This window comes from Kitasatospora sp. NPDC093806 (assembly GCF_040683335.1).
GTDB lineage: Bacteria > Actinomycetota > Actinomycetes > Streptomycetales > Streptomycetaceae > Kitasatospora.
The window spans coordinates 20,710-38,266 of the sequence record NZ_JBFBDO010000043.1 but is presented as its reverse complement, the minus strand read 5'-3'; the positions used below and the strand labels follow the sequence as shown (position 1 = coordinate 38,266).

Annotated in this window: 19 protein-coding genes; 13 read left to right on the top strand and 6 right to left on the bottom strand. The window is 74.4% G+C overall.

The genetic code is table 11. The features are described 5' to 3' along the window. Window positions 1-113: 113 nt before the first annotated feature. Window positions 114-1,727, top strand: coding sequence for a M20 family metallopeptidase (locus AB0N76_RS20970; protein ID WP_363558996.1), 1,614 nt, complete (start codon window positions 114-116; stop codon window positions 1,725-1,727). Between the two features lie 149 nt (window positions 1,728-1,876). Here the strand turns inward: AB0N76_RS20970 and AB0N76_RS20965 are convergent, their stop codons facing one another. Continuing rightward, window positions 1,877-2,776, bottom strand: coding sequence for an aminoglycoside phosphotransferase family protein (locus AB0N76_RS20965; protein ID WP_363558995.1), 900 nt, complete (start codon window positions 2,774-2,776; stop codon window positions 1,877-1,879). 238 nt (window positions 2,777-3,014) lie between these two features. Here AB0N76_RS20965 and paaA point away from each other — a divergent pair, with 238 nt between their 5' ends. From paaA to paaE, 5 genes are all read left to right on the top strand, one after another. After that, window positions 3,015-4,049, top strand: coding sequence for a 1,2-phenylacetyl-CoA epoxidase subunit PaaA (gene paaA / locus AB0N76_RS20960; protein ID WP_363559022.1), 1,035 nt, complete (start codon window positions 3,015-3,017; stop codon window positions 4,047-4,049). Further along, window positions 4,046-4,339 (top strand): 1,2-phenylacetyl-CoA epoxidase subunit PaaB, encoded by a 294-nt coding sequence (paaB, locus tag AB0N76_RS20955; RefSeq protein WP_030234269.1) that lies wholly within the window; start codon window positions 4,046-4,048, stop codon window positions 4,337-4,339. The genes paaA and paaB overlap by 4 nt, the downstream gene beginning before the upstream one ends. Before the next feature lie 17 nt (window positions 4,340-4,356). Then, the gene (gene paaC, locus AB0N76_RS20950; RefSeq protein ID WP_363558994.1) at window positions 4,357-5,247 is read left to right on the top strand and encodes a 1,2-phenylacetyl-CoA epoxidase subunit PaaC; all 891 of its coding nucleotides are present in this window, start codon (window positions 4,357-4,359) and stop codon (window positions 5,245-5,247) included. 173 nt (window positions 5,248-5,420) lie between these two features. Further along, window positions 5,421-5,933, top strand: coding sequence for a 1,2-phenylacetyl-CoA epoxidase subunit PaaD (gene paaD, locus AB0N76_RS20945; RefSeq protein ID WP_363559021.1), 513 nt, complete (start codon window positions 5,421-5,423; stop codon window positions 5,931-5,933). Beyond that, complete coding sequence (gene paaE / locus AB0N76_RS20940) at window positions 5,934-7,031, top strand: 1,2-phenylacetyl-CoA epoxidase subunit PaaE (protein ID WP_363558993.1); 1,098 nt, start codon at window positions 5,934-5,936, stop codon at window positions 7,029-7,031. Window positions 7,032-7,086: 55 nt separating this feature from the next. On the opposite strand, the gene AB0N76_RS20935 is transcribed toward paaE, so the two are convergent. Beyond that, window positions 7,087-7,974 carry an NAD(P)H-binding protein gene (locus AB0N76_RS20935; protein ID WP_363558992.1) on the bottom strand — a complete coding sequence of 296 codons (888 nt, stop codon included), beginning with the start codon at window positions 7,972-7,974 and terminating at the stop codon, window positions 7,087-7,089. Between the two features lie 76 nt (window positions 7,975-8,050). Here AB0N76_RS20935 and AB0N76_RS20930 point away from each other — a divergent pair, with 76 nt between their 5' ends. Then, window positions 8,051-8,413, top strand: coding sequence for a helix-turn-helix domain-containing protein (locus AB0N76_RS20930; RefSeq protein ID WP_363558991.1), 363 nt, complete (start codon window positions 8,051-8,053; stop codon window positions 8,411-8,413). A 93-nt stretch (window positions 8,414-8,506) separates the two neighbouring features. On the opposite strand, the gene AB0N76_RS20925 is transcribed toward AB0N76_RS20930, so the two are convergent. Continuing rightward, complete coding sequence (locus AB0N76_RS20925) at window positions 8,507-9,700, bottom strand: NAD(P)-binding domain-containing protein (protein ID WP_363559020.1); 1,194 nt, start codon at window positions 9,698-9,700, stop codon at window positions 8,507-8,509. A 190-nt stretch (window positions 9,701-9,890) separates the two neighbouring features. Further along, the gene (locus AB0N76_RS20920) at window positions 9,891-10,262 is read right to left on the bottom strand and encodes a YbjQ family protein (RefSeq protein ID WP_363558990.1); all 372 of its coding nucleotides are present in this window, start codon (window positions 10,260-10,262) and stop codon (window positions 9,891-9,893) included. A 158-nt stretch (window positions 10,263-10,420) separates the two neighbouring features. Here AB0N76_RS20920 and AB0N76_RS20915 point away from each other — a divergent pair, with 158 nt between their 5' ends. From AB0N76_RS20915 to AB0N76_RS20890, 6 genes are all read left to right on the top strand, one after another. Then, window positions 10,421-11,353, top strand: a complete 933-nt coding sequence (locus AB0N76_RS20915) for a hypothetical protein (RefSeq protein ID WP_363558989.1) — start codon at window positions 10,421-10,423, stop codon at window positions 11,351-11,353. 110 nt (window positions 11,354-11,463) lie between these two features. Next, window positions 11,464-12,177: an aminoacyl-tRNA hydrolase gene (locus tag AB0N76_RS20910; RefSeq protein ID WP_363558988.1), complete on the top strand. Its 714-nt coding sequence runs from the start codon at window positions 11,464-11,466 to the stop codon at window positions 12,175-12,177. Window positions 12,178-12,426: 249 nt separating this feature from the next. Then, window positions 12,427-13,401: an EamA family transporter gene (locus tag AB0N76_RS20905; RefSeq protein WP_363558987.1), complete on the top strand. Its 975-nt coding sequence runs from the start codon at window positions 12,427-12,429 to the stop codon at window positions 13,399-13,401. 31 nt (window positions 13,402-13,432) lie between these two features. Continuing rightward, a complete protein-coding gene (locus AB0N76_RS20900) occupies window positions 13,433-13,915 on the top strand; it encodes a DUF2000 domain-containing protein (protein ID WP_363558986.1) in 483 nt (160 codons plus the stop codon). Between the two features lie 10 nt (window positions 13,916-13,925). Continuing rightward, entirely contained in the window at window positions 13,926-14,678 is a 753-nt protein-coding gene (locus AB0N76_RS20895; RefSeq protein ID WP_363558985.1) for a PhzF family phenazine biosynthesis protein, read from the top strand. 169 nt (window positions 14,679-14,847) lie between these two features. Then, complete coding sequence (locus AB0N76_RS20890) at window positions 14,848-15,738, top strand: AraC family transcriptional regulator (protein ID WP_363558984.1); 891 nt, start codon at window positions 14,848-14,850, stop codon at window positions 15,736-15,738. Window positions 15,739-15,799: 61 nt separating this feature from the next. Here AB0N76_RS20890 and AB0N76_RS20885 read toward each other — a convergent pair whose 3' ends face one another. Both AB0N76_RS20885 and AB0N76_RS20880 read right to left on the bottom strand, forming a co-directional pair. Further along, the gene (locus AB0N76_RS20885; protein ID WP_363558983.1) at window positions 15,800-16,987 is read right to left on the bottom strand and encodes an aminotransferase class I/II-fold pyridoxal phosphate-dependent enzyme; all 1,188 of its coding nucleotides are present in this window, start codon (window positions 16,985-16,987) and stop codon (window positions 15,800-15,802) included. Further along, entirely contained in the window at window positions 16,987-17,556 is a 570-nt protein-coding gene (locus tag AB0N76_RS20880; RefSeq protein ID WP_363558982.1) for a nitroreductase, read from the bottom strand. The genes AB0N76_RS20885 and AB0N76_RS20880 overlap by 1 nt, the downstream gene beginning before the upstream one ends. Window position 17,557: the final 1 nt, after the last annotated feature.

Below are 17,557 nucleotides of genomic sequence, written 5' to 3'. Positions count from 1 at the left end.
CGGTGGTCCACTGTTCCAGCCGTTCCGGTCCGCCCGGCTCGCGTGGTCCGGTCCGGGAATCCCGGCCGGCCCGTGCGGCCGCTGTATACCGGCGGCGGCCGCGGAGGCGAGCGTTGAGTCCTCAAGCCGTCCGTCCGTCCACCGCGCCGGCGGCCACCCCGACCGCTGTCGCCAACGCAGCCAACGCCACCACCACTGCCAACGCCACCACTGCCAGCACCGTCGCTACTGCCAGCGCCTCCACGGCCGCCGCCCCTGCGGCCGCTGTCCCTACGGCTACCGGCACCACTGCCACCGCCATCGCCGGCACCACCACCGTTGCCGCCGTCGCCACCGCGACCGGCTCCGGCACCACCAAGGCCGCCACCGCGGCCGAGCCGACCAGGACCGCCGACACCACACCCGGTGCGGCCGAGCCCGGTACGACCAGAACCGGCACCGCCCGAACCGCCCTCGCCCCGGCCGCCCCCACGCCCGCCGCCGCGCCACCTTCCGCGCCGGCCCCCCACACCTCGGCCGCCCCCGACAGCGAGGGCCAACCCGGCCCCACCGCCGCTCTTCCCGGTCTGCCCCAGGCCCTCACCACGCGTGCCAGAACCCTGGCCGGCGCGGTCCGGCGACGCTGCGCGGACCTGGCCGGCATCGAGTCCCCCAGTGGGGACGCACCCCGACTCAACGCACTCGCCGAGGAGTTGGCGGCCGGCTTCCGCGCCACCGGGGCCACCGTTCAGCGCGAACCCGGCCCGGCCGGCGACCACCTGGTACTCCAGTGGGAAGGCCGGGACGAGGCACTGCCGCACCTGCTCGTGGTCGGCCACCACGACACCGTGTGGCCCGCCGGGATCCTCTCCGACTGGCCGGTCACCGAGCAGGACGGCACCCTCAGCGGGCCCGGCGTGGTCGACATGAAGGGCGGACTCGCCATCCTGGAAGGCGCGTTCGCCCTGCTCGCCGACCTCGGTCAGCGCCCGCACCGGACCGTCCGCCTGGTCGTGGTCTCCGACGAGGAGGTCGGCAGCCCCGACGGACGCCGCCTGGTCGAACGCCAACTGCGTGGTGCGGCCGCGGTATTGGGCCTCGAACCGCCGCACGCCGACGGACGGCTCAAGACCGCCCGCCGCGGCTCCACCCGGGTGCGGCTCACCGTCACCGGACGCGAGGCGCACGCGGGCAACGACGCCGCCGAGGGCGTCTCGGCGGTGGACGAGCTCGTCGACCAGCTGGTCGCGGTGCGCGGCCTGGTCACCCAGCCCGGCACCGAGCTCAACGCGGGCCGGATCAGCGGCGGCAGTCGGGCCAATGTGGTGGCAGGGCGGGCGGAGGCCGAACTCGGCCTGCGGTTCGCCACCACCGAGGCGCAGCGTCGCACCCTGGACAGCCTCGCCCGGCTGTCCGCGCTCCGGCCCGGGGCACGGGTGCGGACCGAGGTGCTGTCCAGCCGGCCGGCCTGGCCGGAGCGGTCGGCCAACCCGTTGCTGCGCCACGTGCGTTCGCTCGCCGCGGCGCTCGGCCAGCAGCTGGACGGCGCGCCGGCGGGCGGGGCGGGTGACACCAACCTGCCGGGTTCGCGCGGGCTGCCCACCCTGGACGGCTTCGGGGCCATCGGCGGGGGTGCCCACGCCCGGCACGAGCACATCCGGATCGATCAGCTGGCGCCGCGGATCGCCCTGCTGGCCGCACTCCTCGCCGTGCCGCTCCCGTGGCTGCGCGACCGGTCGGAGGGATGAGCGCTGACAAGTATCGGCTGACAGATATCAGATGACAGCTGACAGATAACGGATGACAGATGACGGCTGACAGATTTTGAAATCTGTCAGCCGTCAGTCGTCATCCGTCAGCCGTCATTCACAAGCCGTCGGCCGCCACCCGTCGATCGTCAGCTGTCGGCCAGGATCGCCCGGAGTCGGGCCCGGCATTCGGCGACGAAGGCCGGGAAGCTCTGCCAGTAGTAGGAGATCCCGCTGAGGCCGACCGCGATGGCCCAGGCGCGGGCGCGTTCCCAGGTCGGCTCGTCGAGGTCCAGCGCGTCCCGGTAGGCCTGCCGGGCCAGCGGCGGCAGGTCCCAGATCGTCGAGTGCTCCGCGTCCGGGAGGCCCACCGAGAGCGCCCCGAAGTCGATGACCGCGTGCAGTCGCCCCTCCCGGACCAGCAGATTGGTGGGCTTGAGGTCGCCGTGCAGCCACACGTGCGGCCCGGCGGGCTCCGGCAGGGCGAGCGCGGCGCGCCACAGCTCCGCCAGGGCGTCGACGTCCAGTTCCCCGCCGACCAGGGGCCGGCAGTCCACGAAGCACCGCTCGACCCACTCGTCGCACGCCCGCAGGCTGCCGCCGCGGTACCAGCTGAGGTCCGCCGCACGGGTCGCCCCCATGAGGTCGGTGCCGTGCAGCTGCCGCACGAAGGCCGCCAGGTCGGCACCGAAGGCGGCCCAGTCCCGGACGGTGTCCGGCCCGGGCTCCGCGCCGTCGATCCAGCGGTAGACCGACCAGGCGAACGGGAAGGCCCCGGTCGGCGCCCCGGCGTGGACCGGCGCGGGGATGGTGCGGGGGAGGAACGGCGCCAGCCGGGGCAGCCACTCCTGTTCCTTCCGTACGGCCTGCCCCGTGCCCGGGGTCCGCGGCAGCCGGACGAGCAGCTCGTCGCCCAGTCGGAACATGTTGTTGTCGGTGCCCGCGCCCGCCCGCGTCAGCGGGAGGTCGGCCCACTCCGGCCGCTGCGCCGCCAGCAGGGACCGGACCAGTGCCTCGTCGGCCGGGATCTCGTCAGGGTGAAGCGTCACCTCGGAAGTCTCCGCGCGGGGCGGCCGGGAGGCCACCGATTTTCCGCCGCGGGGCGACGCCGGCCGAGGTCCCTTGTCAGCCCCCCGTCCGACCGCGCAGAATGGTACCGACCGAACGGTCAGTCGGTTGCCCGTCGCGGGCGACCGGCCAGGCCGGGCCAGCAGAGACTGAGAGGGGATCGTGGTGACAGCAGAGGTGGCCGAGCCGCTCCCCGAGCGGACGGCGCGAGCGGGCCAGGTGGGAGAGCCGGGGCAGGCGCCGCAGCCCGGGCAGGCCGAGGCGGAGGAGCGGTTCGAGGCGGTCGTCGCCGCCGACCAGCGGATCGAGCCCCGCGACTGGATGCCCGACGCCTACCGGGCCACCCTCGTGCGGCAGATCGCCCAGCACGCGCACTCCGAGATCATCGGCATGCAGCCCGAGGGCAACTGGCTCACCCGCGCCCCCTCCCTGCGCCGCAAGGCGATCCTGCTCGCCAAGGCCCAGGACGAGGCCGGCCACGGCCTGTACCTCTACGCCGCCGCCGAGACCCTCGGGGTGGACCGCGCCGAGCTCACGGAGAAGTTGATCTCCGGCCGCCAGAAGTACTCGTCGATCTTCAACTACCCGACCCTCACCTTCGCCGACGTCGGCGTGATCGGCTGGTTGGTCGACGGCGCCGCGATCTGCAACCAGGTCCCGCTCTGCCGCTGCAGCTACGGCCCGTACGCCCGCGCCATGGTCCGGATCTGCAAGGAGGAGTCGTTCCACCAGCGCCAGGGCTACGAGCTCCTGATGACGCTGATGCGCGGCACCGAGGCGCAGCGGCGGATGGTCCAGGACGCGGTGGACCGCTGGTGGTGGCCGTCGCTGATGATGTTCGGCCCCTCGGACGCCGACTCGCCGAACAGCGCGCGCTCGATGGCCTGGCGGATCAAGCGGCACTCCAACGACGAGCTGCGCCAGCGCTTCGTCGACATGACCGTGCCGCAGGCCGAGCACCTCGGCGTGACCCTCCCCGACCCCGCGCTGCGCTGGAACGAGGACCGCGGCAGCTGGGACTTCGGCGAGCCCGACTGGTCCGAGCTGACCCGGGTCATCCGCGGCCAGGGCCCGTGCAACGCCCAGCGGATGGAACGCCGACGGTCGGCCCACGAGGACGGCGCCTGGGTCCGCGAGGCCGCCGTCGCGTACGCGCAGAAGCGCCGCGCGGAGAAGCGCCGCGCCGAGAACCAGCACCCGGAACCGGTGGCCGAGCACGCCCCGGAGCACGCCCAGGAGGAGAACGGAAAGTGACCGAGTCCAAGGCCGGCTGGCCGCTCTACGAGGTGTTCGTGCGCCCCCGGCGAGGCCTGAACCACGTGCACGTCGGATCGCTCCACGCGTCCGACGACCGGATGGCCCTGCTCGCCGCCCGCGACCTCTACACCCGCCGCAACGAGGGCGTCAGCCTCTGGGTGGTCCGCTCCGACGCGATCACCGCGTCCACCCCGGACGAGCGCGACCCCTTCTTCGAGCCCAGCGGTGACAAGGTCTACCGCCACCCGACCTTCTACGACATCCCCGAGGATGTCCCGCACATCTGACCGGGAGCAGCCGAACCATGACCGATGACCACGACGACCACGTCTACCTGAGCCTCGCCGAGGCGTCCCCCGGGCCCGAGGGCGAGGGCCGCTGGGCATACGGGACGGGCTTCGCCGACCCGCTGCTCGGCGTGGACACCGCCGTGCCGGCCGGCCTGGACGGCGCCGAGCTCGCCGCCTACTGCCTGATGCTGGGCGACGACGCGCTCGTCCTCTCCCAGCGCCTGATCGAGTGGTGCACCCGCGCCCCCGAACTGGAGGAGGAGGTCGCGCTCGCCAACCTCGGCCTCGACCTGCTCGGCCAGGCCCGCCAGCTGCTCACCCGGGCCGGCCAGGCCGACGGTTCCGGGCGCACCGAGGACGACCTGGCGTACTGGCGCGAGGAGCACGAGTTCCGCAACGTCCGCCTGGTCGAGGCGCCGAACGGGGACTTCGCGTACTCGATCGCCCGGCTGCTGGTGTTCGCCACCGCCCGGTGCGCCCTGTACGAGGCGCTGGCCGGGCACGCCGACCCGGTGCTGGCGGCGGTCGCGGCGCGCGGCGTGAAGGAGCTGGCCTACCACCGGGAGTACGCCACCGCCTGGACGCTGCGGCTCGGTGACGGGACGCCGTACTCGGCCGCGCGGATGCAGGCCGGGCTGGACGCGGTCTGGCCGCTGCTGGAGGAGCTGTTCACGGCGCACCCGGTCGAGCTGCGGGTGGGCGTGGACCCGGCGACACTGCGGGAGCCGGTGCTGCGTTCGCTGGCCGCCGTGGTCGCCGAGGCCGGGCTCGCCGTGCCGGACGCGGCGGCGCTGGCGACGGTCGGCGGCCGGGCCGGCCGGGACGGGGTGCACACCGAGGCGCTGGGCCTGCTGCTGGCGGAGCTGCAGGTGCTGGCCCGCGCGCACCCGGGTGCGACGTGGTGACGGCCGTGGCCGGGACCGCCCGGACTGCGGGGGCTGCCGGGGCTGCTGGGGTTGCTGGGACCATCGGGGCTGCTAGGGCCACTGGTGCTGCTGGGGCCGCTGGGGTAGCGGGGGCAAGCGCGCGGAGCAGGGCCTGGGAGGTGGCGGCGGCCGTCCCGGACCCGGAGCTGCCGATGCTCACCCTCGCCGACCTGGGCGTACTCGCCGACGTGGAGGTCGAGGGCGCCGAGCTCGCGGGCGCCGAGGCCGAGTCCCCGGCCGACGAAGCGGCCGTGGCCGGCGCGGTGACCGCCTGGCTCACCCCGACCTACTCGGGCTGCCCGGCCGTCGCCGAGATGGCCGCCGACGTCGACCGACGGCTGCGCGCGGCCGGCTTCGCGGACGTCCGGGTGCGGCTGCGGCTGGACCCGCCCTGGTCGACCGACCTGATCACCGCCGAGGGACGGCGCAAACTGGCCGAGGCCGGCATCGCCCCGCCCCGGCCCGGTGGCGGCGTCCTGCTGAGCCTCGGCCCGACCAGGCACGCCGAGACAGCGGCCCGGACCCCGGCCGCCACCCCCGTCCTCTGCCCGCTCTGCGGCGGCACCGACACCGAGGAGCTGTCCCGCTTCGGCTCCACCGCCTGCAAGGCGCTGTGGCGCTGCCGCGACTGCCGCGAGCCCTTCGAACGCGTCAAGGAGATCTGAATGGCCGCCGTCCGACCCGCCCGCCGCCCGACCTTCCACCCCCTGCGGATCGCCGGGGTGGAGCGGCTCTGCGACGACGCCGTCGCCGTGACCTTCGCGGTGCCGGACGGGCTCGCGGACGCGTTCGCGTTCCGGCCTGGGCAGACGCTGACGCTGCGCCGGGTGGTGGACGGCGTCGACGAGCGCCGCTCGTACTCGATCTGCGCCCCCGTCGGCGGCCCGCTGCGGATCGCCGTGCGCGAGGTGCCCGGCGGGCTGTTCTCCCGCTGGCTGGTGCGCGACGCGCGACCGGGGGAGGAGGTCGAGGTGCTGACGCCGTCCGGCCTGTTCAGCCCCGACCTCGCCGAACCGGCCGACCACGTCCTGCTCGCGGCCGGCTCCGGCATCACGCCGATGCTCTCCATCGCCGCGTCCGTGCTGGCCGCCGACCGCGCCTCCACCGTCACCCTGCTCTACGGCAACCGCCGCAGCGACACCGTGATGTTCGCCGACGAGCTGGCCGACCTGAAGGACCGCTACCTGGGGCGCTTCCAGCTTGTCCACGTGCTGTCCCGGGAGACCCGGGACGCCGAACTGCTCAGCGGGCGGCTGGACCCGGCGCGGGTCGAGGCGCTGCTGAAGGCGCTGGTGGACGTGGACTCGGTCGGCCACTGGTGGCTGTGCGGCCCGTTCGGGATGGTCGCCGGGGCGCGGGACCTGCTCGCCGGGCTGGGCGTGCCGACGGCCCGGGTGCACCAGGAGCTGTTCCACGCCGAGGACGAGCCGGTCGCCGAGCGCCCGGACGACGCCCTCGACGCGGCCGGCGGCGCCGACGCGGCCGCGCGCAGCGAGGTCACCGTCGTCCTGGACGGGCGGGGCAGCACGCTCACCCTCCCGCGCGACCGGTCGATCCTGGACGGCGCCCAGCGCTCCCGGCCGGACCTGCCGTTCGCCTGCAAGGGCGGGGTCTGCGGGACGTGCCGCGCCCTGGTCACGGAGGGGGAGGTGGAGATGCGGCGCAACTTCGCCTTGGAGGAGAAGGAACTGGCGGCCGGCTACGTCCTCACCTGCCAGGCCCGCCCGGTGACCGACCGGGTGACGGTCGACTACGACCGCTGACCCGGTACCCGTCCGGGTCAGCTGGGTCGGACGGGTCGGACCAGGTCGGACCGGGTCAGCCGGGCAGCAGCTCGGCCCGGTGGGCGGCGAGGAAGTCCGCGAGCGCGACCGGTGCCCGTCCGAGCAGCCGGTGCGTGGTGCCGTCGTCGGGGATGTCGAACCAGCCGGCCCGGCGGAACGGGTCGTTCTCGCCCCAGGCCCGGGCCAGCGGCTCGGGCACGCCGAGCGCGATCAGCGCCGGGGCGACCTCCGCGTCGGCCACCGGCCGGTGCCGCACCGGCCGGCCGGTCGCCCCGGTGAGCGCGGCGGCGACCTCGGCGTCGGTCAGGCCCGGGCCGGTGACGTCCAGGACGGTGCCGGGGACCTCGACCGCGCCGGTGAGCACCCGCGCGGCGGCCCAGGCGGTGTCCTCGCGGCTGATGTAGCCGACCCGGCCGTCCGCCGCGCTGCTGGGCAGCTCGCCCGCGCCGACCGCGAGCCGGGCCAGCCCGGTGAGCAGCAGCATCTGCGGCCAGACGTTGAAGCGCAGCACGGTGTGTCCGAGACCGGAGTCGGCGAGCAGTTCCTCCGTCCGGCCGTGGTCGCGGGCCTCGGGGACCGGGTTGCCCGGGTCGGCGGCCCGGACCACCGAGGTGTAGACGAGGTGCTCCACCCCGGCGGCGACGGCCGCCTCGATCGCGGCCGCGTGCAGCCGGAGGCGGTCGGGGGACCGTTCGGTGCTGACCAGCAGCAGCCGACGGACGCCGGCGAAGGCGCGGGGCAGGGTGTCGGGGCGGGCGAAGTCGGCCTCCCGGAACCGGACTTCGGGCCGGTCCGGGGTGGCGGCCACGACTCCCGGGTTCCTGGTGAGCGCGACTACCTCGCCCCGGTCGGCGACCAGGTCGAGCACCGCGCCGAGGGCCAGCCGGCCCAGCCGCCCGGACGCGCCGGTTACTGCGAACATGTGAACTCCTCGACTCCGTGGTCCTGTTGGAGCGATCATGAGTCGGGTGAGTGGGTTGCCGAAAGAAGGAACATCCGTGTCCACTGGCGCGAGCGCGCCGGTCCGCGTCACCTCGCCGGATCGCCGGGAGTGTCCGGCGACGGCGGTCCTGCACCGGATCGGGGATCGCTGGAGCGTCGTGCTGATCAGCCTGTTGGTCGAACGTCCCTACGGGTACAACGAGTTGGACCGGTCGGTGGCGGACCTGAGCCGCCGGATGCTGACCCGCGTGCTGCGCACGCTGGAGGACGAGGGATACGTGAGCCGAACCGCCCGCCCCGAGCCCCCGTACCGGGTCGAGTACGCGCTCACCGCTCTCGGCGAGTCACTGCACGCGGTGCTGCGCGACCTGGGCGGCTGGGCGGAGGCGCATCGCGGACAACTCCGGGTGGCGGACTGACAGCTGACAGAATCCGTCAGCTGAAATCTGTCAGCTGATAGTTGTCATCTGTCATCTGTCATCTGTCAGCCGTCGGCGGTCAGCCGTCAGCCCTCAGTCCTCAGCCGCCACCCGCGCGCCTTCGCCGACGGCGGCGGCCGTGCCCGGGTCGCCGAGGAGCTTGACCAGTTCGTTGACCGCCGTCCGGCCGGCCCGGTTGGCGCCGACGGTGCTGGCGGACGGGCCGTAGCCGACCAGGTGGACGCGCGGGTCGAGGGTGGCGCGGGTACCGGTGAGCGCGATGCCGCCGCCGGGCGAGCGCAGGCCCAGCGGGGCGAGATGGCCGACCTCGGGGCGGAAACCGGTCGCCCAGACGATCGCGTCGACCGCGAGCTCCTCCTCGCCCCAGGCGACCCCGCGCTCGGTGAGGCGGTCGAACATCGGGCGGCGGCGCAGCGCGCCCAACTCCTCGGCCCGGCGGTAGGCCACCGACGGCCCGAGGCCGGTCACGCTCACCACGCTGCGCACAGGCAGCCCTTGGCGGACCCGCTCCTCGACCTTGGCGACCACCGTGCGCCCGTACTCGGGGGTGAACGGCCCAGCGTGGTAGACCGGTGGGGTCCGGGTCACCCAGACCGTCTCGCCGACCGCCGCGACCTCCGACAGCACCTGGATCGCGGACGCCCCGCCGCCGACCACCAGCACGCGCTTGCCCGCGAACTCCTCGGGTCCCCGGTACTCGGCGTAGTGCAGCTGCCGCCCGCCGAAGTGCCCCGGGTAGTGCGGCAGGAACGGGCGGGACCAGGTGCCGGTGGCGTTGATCAGGCCCCGGGTCGACCAGGTGCCGGAGTCGGTCTCGATCAGCAGCCGGGCGTCCGGCCGCGCGGACTCCGAGCGCACCGCGAGGACGCGCACCGGGCGCACCACCGGGAGCGCGTGCTTGGCCTCGTACGCCGCGAAGTACCCCGGCACGACCTCGCGAGCGGGAGCGTTCGGGTCGGGTTCGGGAAGTTCGAAGTCGGGCAGGTCGTGAAAGCCGTGCACGGTGGCCATCCGCAGGGAGGGCGAGCGGTGGGCCCAAGCGCCGCCGGGGGCGGCGTCGGCGTCGAGGACGACGAATCCGCCGTCGCCACCCGGGGCCCCGTCGCGGATCTCGCCGGCGTCCTCCCAGTAGGGGGTGAAGCCGCGGCGGCGCAGGTGGTACGCGGCGGACAGGCCCGCTTGGCCGGCACCGATCACCACGACGTCGACCCGCCGTACGGCGTGGCCCGCCGCATGGCCCGCCGCGTCGCTCGCCGCGCCGCTCACCGCTTGGCTCGCCGAGGCTCGTGCGGCGTCGAGGTTGGTTGCACCGTAAACAGTCACGCCCGTGAAACATCGGCCGGGCGGGCCGTGTTCCCGGCGAACGAGGGGGCGAGAAGGAGGGCGAGCGACGGTGGGCCCCGGCGTGCCGATGCCGGGGCCGCCGTTCGAACACGGCCGCCCAGACGGCCGGGGGTCAGGTGGCCGGGGAGATCACCACCGCCGTGCCGTAGGCGCAGACCTCCGTGCCGACGTCCGCCGCCTCCGTGACGTCGAACCGGAACATCAGCACCGCGTTCCCGCCGCGCGCCTTGGTCTGCTCGACCAGCCGCTCCATGGCCTCGTTGCGGCTCTCCACGAGGGTCTTCGTCAGGCCGCGCAGCTCGCCGCCGACCAGGGACTTCAGCGAGGCCCCGATCTGGCTGCCGATGTGCCGGCTGCGCACGGTCAGGCCGAAGACCTCGCCGATCACGTGGTCGACCCGGTAGCCGGGGATGTCATTGGTGGTCACTACCAGCACCTGGGCGTCCGGGCGCTGCCCGCCGCCGTACTCGTCGATGTTTGCCATGGGGCCCATCCTGCGGGTGTCGCGACGTCCTCGAACAGAGGCGCGCGGGGGTCGTCGGGGAGGGCGCCGGAGCGAGCGCGACGCGGTAACGGCGAGAACGCGTAGGGTAGCCGGTACAGACCGGTGATCGTACGCCCGAAAAGCCGTACCGTAGCCCCATGGGCGAGCGAAGTGATCATCCACAGGGGCCGGGCGCGGCGGAGGACTCCGGTGCGCAGGAGGTCGAGGCGACAGTGGTCCTGGGCCTGCGGATCACCGACTGGCCGGCGCTGCGCGCCGCGGCCGTCGCGGCCGTGGAGGAACTGGACTTCGAGGGCATCGATCCGGCCGGACAGCGCCGGGAGCTGCTCCGCGAGGTGTCCGAGGACGCCAACGCGGCACTCGGCGCGCTGTTGCACCCGGACCGGCTGGTGGCGGCGATCCCGGGGGTCGAGGCGATCGGTGGAACGCTGGAGATCAGCGTCACCGAGGACTTCGCGCCGGACTTCGCCGAACTGTTCCCGCTGGACGGCGACGAGGAGGAGGGCGGCGGGGCGGCCGGCGACTGGACGCTGACCCCGCGCACCGCCTGCCTGCTCCATGCCCAGCTGATCGGGCTGGCCGACGCCGCCTACGACGACCTCGACGAGCACGAGGACGAACCGGTCGTCGACGGCGAGGAGGCGGACTGGACCGTCTTCGGCCGGTTGCCGCAGCGCACCTGGCGGCTGCACCGGGCCTGGCGTCGCACGATGGGCCGCACCTTCGACGACCTCGCCGACGACCTCGCGCTCGGCGAGTGGCCGCTGCCGCGCTGTCTGGCCGAGGAGATCGCGCTGCGGATGGCCCTGGTCGACGCCCGCGCGCTGCTCGGCGCGCAGCCCGAATCGGTCGCCGACATGATGGGCGACCTGCCGGCCGACCTGTACGACTACGACTGGGACGGCTGCCACGACGAGCTGTTCGGCGTCTACGGGCCGGACGACGGCGACCCGGAGCTGAACGCGGAACAGCGCGCCGAGCTGCTGCTCACGGCCACCCACCCGGAGGGCTGGTTCCTGCCCTACGAGGACGCGGAGGAGCGCGACCCGCAGCGCGGCTACCGGCGCTGACCGGTTGCCGCGCCGCCGCGCCGAACCGCCGCGCCGAACCGTCGCGGCGGCCCGGGCGGGGCGGGGCACCGGCGTGATCGCCGCGCGGCGGGGGCTGGCATGCTGGTCGGGTGACTTCTCCGTTCGACGCCCCCGTTCCCGCCCCGACGCCCGAGGACCGTGACGCCCGGCCGCAGCACGTGCTGCCGCTGGTCGTCCGGCTGGAGAAGGCCGAGCCGCCCGGGCGGACCGACGCGCTGGAGACCTCGGCCAGGGCCGTGCTGACCCTGCTGAGCGACCCCCGGGTCACCGAGGCCGACGGCGAGTGGGCGGAGCGGGTCGCGGCCTGGGAGGACGCGCGGATCCGCAAGGTGGTCCGGCGGGCGCGCGGCGGCGAGTGGCGCAAGGCCGGCGAGCTGCCCGGGGTCACAGTGTCGGGGCGGGAGGCGGAGGTGCGGGTGTTCCCGCCGATTCCGCTCGACGGCTGGCCGAAGGAGCTCGCCAAGCTCCAGGTGTCGGGCACCGACCTGGAGGAGACCGGTCCGGTCGACGCCCCGGCGCCGGGGACGCCCGTGCTGTGGCTCAACCCGGAGCTGGAGATGAGCGCCGGGAAGACGATGGCCCAGACCGGCCACGCCGCACAGCTCGCCTGGTGGCGGCTGGACGACGCGCAGCGCAAGGAGTGGGCCGAGAGCGGCTTCGCGCTCGCCGTCCGCACGGCGACGCCGGAGAACTGGGCCGAACTGGTGGCGAGCGGACTGCCGCTGGTGCAGGACGCGGGCTTCACGGAGATCGCCCCGGGAAGCTGCACGGTGATCGCGGACCACCCGGCGCTGCGCGGCTGACGGCTGACCCCGCCGAGGTCTTCGAGCCGGGTCAGCGCGCCGGGAGGGGACGGAGGCGGGCGAGCGGCTCGCGGGCTCGGGAGTCCTGTCACCGCGGGCGGTGACGCCTCGCCGCGCGCGTGACGATCACCGCGGTCAATTTCGTACAAGACGGATTGGCCGCCCCCGAGGCATCTTCGTGTGCGGTGACGTGGGCATGCGCTCCACGGCACGGTGAACGGCGCGATCAGGTGCAAGGGGGAGCGGGGCATGACGGGGCAGGCGGGGAGGTCCGGCTCGAACGCGGTGCTGTCGGTGCTGCTCGGTTCCGCGTTGTTCGGGACCAGCGGGGTGGCGCGGACCCTCGGGCCGGGGGAGGTCGACGCGGCGGCGGTGGGGGCCGCGCGGGTGCTGATCGGCGGGCTCTGTCTGGTGGCGTTCGCGTTGGCCCGGCGCAAACGGTTCGCCGCGGCGCGTTCGCTGCCCTGGACCACGGTGCTGCTCGGCGCCTCGGTGGCGGTCTACCAGAGCTGCTACTTCAGCGGGATAGGCCGGGTCGGGGTGTCGATGGGGTCGATCATCACCGTGGCCGTGGTCCCGGTGGCGACCGGGGTGGTGGCCTTCCTCCTGCGGGGGGAGCGGCCCGGCCGGCGCTGGTACGCGGCGACGGCGCTGGCCATCGTCGGCACGGTGGCGGCGAGCGGGGCGATCGGCGACGGCCGTTCCGACGCGATCGGCATCGCGCTCTGCCTGACCGCCGGCACCAGCGTCGCGTTCTACACGGTGCTCAGCCGACGACTGCTGGACGCCGGGGCCGAGGTCACCGAGGTCACCACGGTGGCGGTCGCGCTCTCGGGGGTGCTGCTGCTCCCGGTGCTGGCGTTCGGCGGGGCCGGCTGGCTGACGACCCCGTCCGGGTTGCTGATGGGCCTCTACCTTGGCGCGGTCACCAGCGCACTCGGGTTCTGGCTCAACGCGAGGGGGCTGCGCCGGGTCTCGCCGACCGCCGTCGCGACGCTCAACCTCGCGGAGCCGGTGACCGCGGTCGTGCTGGCCTTCGTCATCGTGCACGAGCGCCCGACCTGGGTCCAGTGGGGCGGGGCCTTCGTGGTCTGCCTGGGCCTGGTGGTGCTGGCCGCCGGACGTCCGGGTCAGGAGACCCGGGTGGTGGCCCGGGGCGGGCCCGCCGGCGGCCCCGCGCCGACCGCTTCCGTCGACGAGTTCGACAAGCAGAACATTTCCTGACGCTTCGCGAGAAAGCCTGGTTCAGCTCTCCATGAACACTCCGAACACCCCCGACATTCCCAACACCCCCGACACTCCCGACACCCCCAACGCGCCCACCAGGTTTGACTGGGACACCAAGATCGCCGTCGTGCTGCGGGAAGACCTCGCGGTCTGGCAGAAGCTCAACGTGACCGCGTTCGCCACCAGCGGCATCGCGGCGACCGTCGAGGGTGTCACCGGCGATCCGTACGTGGACGGCGACGGCGTCAAGTACCTGCCGATGTTCCGCCAGCCCGTGCTGATCTTCAGCACCACCGCCGAGCGGATGAAGACCATCCACCAGCGCGCCCTGCAGCGCGAGGTCCTGGTCGCGGTCTATCCGGAGGCGATCTTCGCCACCAACAACGACGAGGACAACCGGGCCACCATCGCCGATGTTCCCAGCGCCGAGCTGCTGTTGGCGGGCATCGCGGTGCGCGGCGACAAGAAGGACGTCGACCGGGTGGTGCGCGGCGCCACCATGCACGGCTGACGGTCGCCCGATGACGGACACCGACGCGATGACGGGCGCTGACGGGATGACGGGCACCGAAGGAGCGGGCGTTCCGGTCCGGGTCCTGCGGGTATTCGCCGACGCCGACGGCAGGTACGGCAACCCGCTCGGGGTGGTCCTCGACGGTGCGCGGGTGCCGGGCCCGGCCCGGCAGCCGCTCACCGCCGGACTCGGCTACAGTGAAACGGTGTTCGTCGACGACCCGGACAGCGGCCGGGTGCAGATCTTCACTCCCGCCGCGGAGATCTCGGCGCCCGGCCATCCGCTGGTCGGCACCGCCTGGTTGCTCGGCCGCGAGCGGGGCACCGGCGTGGGGGTGCTGCGCCCGGTACGGCTGGGCGAGCCGGTGCCCCGCTCGGCGGGGCCCGCCACCGGCACCGTGGACCTGGATCCGCGATCCGCGCCGGACTGGGAACTGGTCGAACTGGAGCACCCGGCGGCGGTGGACGGGGCACGGCCGCCGAAGCCGGGGGAGCACTGGCAGCGGACCATGATCTGGTCCTGGGCGGACCGGGCCGCCGGTACGGTCCGGGCCAGGACCTTCGCCCACGCCTGGGGCGTCGAGGAGGACGAGGCCTGCGGCTCCGCCGCCGTGCGGCTGGCGGCCTCGCTGGGCAGGGGGCTCACCGTCGCCTCCGGCCGCGGCTCGGTGATCGGGGCCGCCTTGCTGGCGAACGGCAGGGTGCGGCTGGAGGGGCGGGTCGTGGAGGAGCGGACGAGAACGGTTGCGGTCGCGCCCTGACCTGGGCGCGCCCTTGCCTGCTCGTGCCCTCAACCGGGGGCCTTCTCATGGCCACGGTGGCGAACGGGTGTGCGGCCTGTCATCGACGCATCGTCAATCGGGCCGCTCCCAAGAGTCTCTGACGCGGGGACAAGAAAGGCGCCCGGCCCGGTCGTTGTAGCCTGGCGGTATGCCTACGCAGGTGAACGATGCGGGCGTGCCGGGGACGGACCGGTCCGTGTTCCTCCGGCCCGTGGTCGGCGTCGAACTGCTCCACGCGTACTTCCGCCAGCACGTCTACGCGCGGCACGCCCACGAAGGCATGACGCTGGCGCTGGTGGACTCCGGGGCGGCCGCCTTCGAGTGCGCGGGGCGGAAGCACGTGGTGCCCTCCGGTTCGGCCTTCCTGATCCGATCGGGCGAGATCCACACCGGCCGGGGCGCCACCCCGGAGGGGTACCGGTACCGGGTGCTGTACCTCGCGCCCGACGCCCTGCGCGGGTTCGCGGGCGTCCACGAGTCCGCCGTCCGCTTCGGCAACGGGGTGGTGGAGGACCGGAGGTTGGCCCGTGCGCTCGCCCGGGCGCACGAGGTGCTCGCCGCCCCGGCCCCGTCCGCGCTCGCCCGGGACACGGCCCTGCTGCGGGTCGGCTCGGCCCTGACCGGGCGGGCGGCCGACGGTCTTCCCGGCCACGGCCACGGCCCCGGCGTCGGCCCCCTCTCCGTCCCCAGCCCCGGCCCGGGCCGGGGACGGCCGACGAGCGCGGTCCGGATCGCCCGTGACTATCTGCACGCCGCGCCGGAGACCGACATCCCGTTGCAGCGGCTGGCGGAGGTCAGCGGAGTGGGCGTGCACCACCTGGTCCGGTCGTTCTCGGCCACGATGGGCGTACCGCCGCACGCCTACCAGATCCAGCTGAGGGTCTGGCGGGCGCGCTCCTTGCTGACCGAGGGGCGGTCGCTCGCGGAGGTGGCCCAGACGGTCGGCTTCTACGACCAGGCCCACTTCACCCGGGTCTTCAAGCGCTACACCGGGGTGACGCCGGGGCAGTTCCTGCTCGCCCGCGAAGCCGCCGGCTGAGCCCGCCCCGTCCTGCCCGCCTGGCCCGGCCCGCCCCGTCGGGCGGGCCGGGCAGCAGTTCCTAGACCGCCGCCAGCCGGGAGACCGCCTCGCGGAGGAGCTCCGGCCGCTTGCAGAACGCGAACCTGGCCAGCCAGCGCGGCGCGCCCGGGGTCTGGTGGAAGGCGCTCACCGGCACCGCCACCACGCCCGCGAGCTCGGGCAGGCGGTGGCAGAACTCCAGGTCGTCCTCGAAGTTCCAGGAGCGGACGTCGGCCAGCACGAAGTACCCGCCCTCGGCTCGGAAGGTCCGCAGCCCGGCCTCCCCCAGCCCGGTCCGCAGCAGGTCCCGCCGTTCGCGCAGCCCGTCGCGCAGTGATCGCACCCACTCCTCGAACGCGGGGCCGGAGCGCAGGGTCTGCGCCACCGCGTACTGCAACGGCGTGCCGGAACCGAAGGTGAGGAACTGCTTCGCGCCGAGCAGCGGCCCGGTCAGCCGGGTCGGCCCGATCGCCCAACCGACCTTCCACCCGGTGGCGTTGAGGGTCTTGCCGGCGGAGGAGACGACCACCGTCCGGTCCCGCATCTCCGGCAGCGCGGCGATCGACCGGTGCGGGCGACCGTCGTACACCAAGTGCTCGTACACCTCGTCGGTCACCACGACCAGGTCGAACTCCCGGCAGACGGCCGCGATCTGTTCGAGTTCCGCGCCGGTGAAGGCCTTCCCGGTCGGATTGTGCGGGGAGTTGAGGAGCAGCATCCGTGCCGGGCGGGCCGCCGCGGCGGCCCGCAGCGCCTCGGCGTCCAGCGCGAATCCGTCGCCGTCCGGCACGAGCGGGACGGCGACCAACTCGGCGCCCGCCAGGGCGGCGACGGCCGCGTAGGAGTCGTAGCAGGGGTCGAAGGTGAGCAGCCGCTCCCCCGGCCCGCAGTAGGCCAGCACCGCCGCCGCGATGGCCTCGGTGGCGCCGGTGGTGACCACCACCTCCTCCGGGCCGTACCGCAGGCCGTGCCGCTCCTGGTGCTCCGCCAGGGCCTCACGCAGTTCGGGGAGGCCGGCCGCCGGCGGGTACTGGTTGCGACCGTCGTGCAGGGCCTCGGCCGCGTACTTCAGCAGCAGCTCGGGCCCGTCGGTGTCGGGGAAGCCCTGGCCGAGGTTGATCGCCCCGGTGCGCTGCGCGAGTTCCGTCATCGCGCTGAAGACGGAGGGGTGGAACGAGCGCACCCGGGCGGCCGGCCGCCACGCGTCGGACGTCGGGTCCGTGGTCATCAGGAGGTCTCCGAAGGGTCGGCGCTGCCGAGGAACCGGATCTTGGTGCCGGGGTCGAAGGGCGGCCGCGGCGGCAGGGCGGCCTCGGGGTCGGGCCGGCCGACGTAGAGCCAGCCGAGCAGCCGCTCGGTCGCCCCCACCCCCGCGCACGCCCGGACCTCGGGTGCGTCGATCACCGCCCCGGTCCGCCAGATCGCGCCCCATCCCCGGCTGTGGAGCAACAGGTGAAGAGTATTCACCAAGGTCGCGGCGGAGGCCAGTTGCTCCCATTCGGGGACCTTCGGGTGGTGCCGGTCGGGGCAGAAGACGATGGAGATCAGCATCGGCGCCCGGAACGGCTTCTCGCGGGCCCGGGCGGCCTGTTCCGGCGGTGCGACGGCGGCCAGCGCCTCGCCGAGCGCCTTGCGCTCCTCGCCCTGCAGGACGGTGAGCCGCCAGGGCTTCAGCCGGCCGTGGTCGGGCACGGTCGACGCGGCCCGGAGGAGTTCCAGGATCAGCTCCTCGGAGGGCGGCGGCCCGCCCAGCCGGTTGACGCTGCGCCTGGTCAGTACGGCGTTCATGACGTCCATC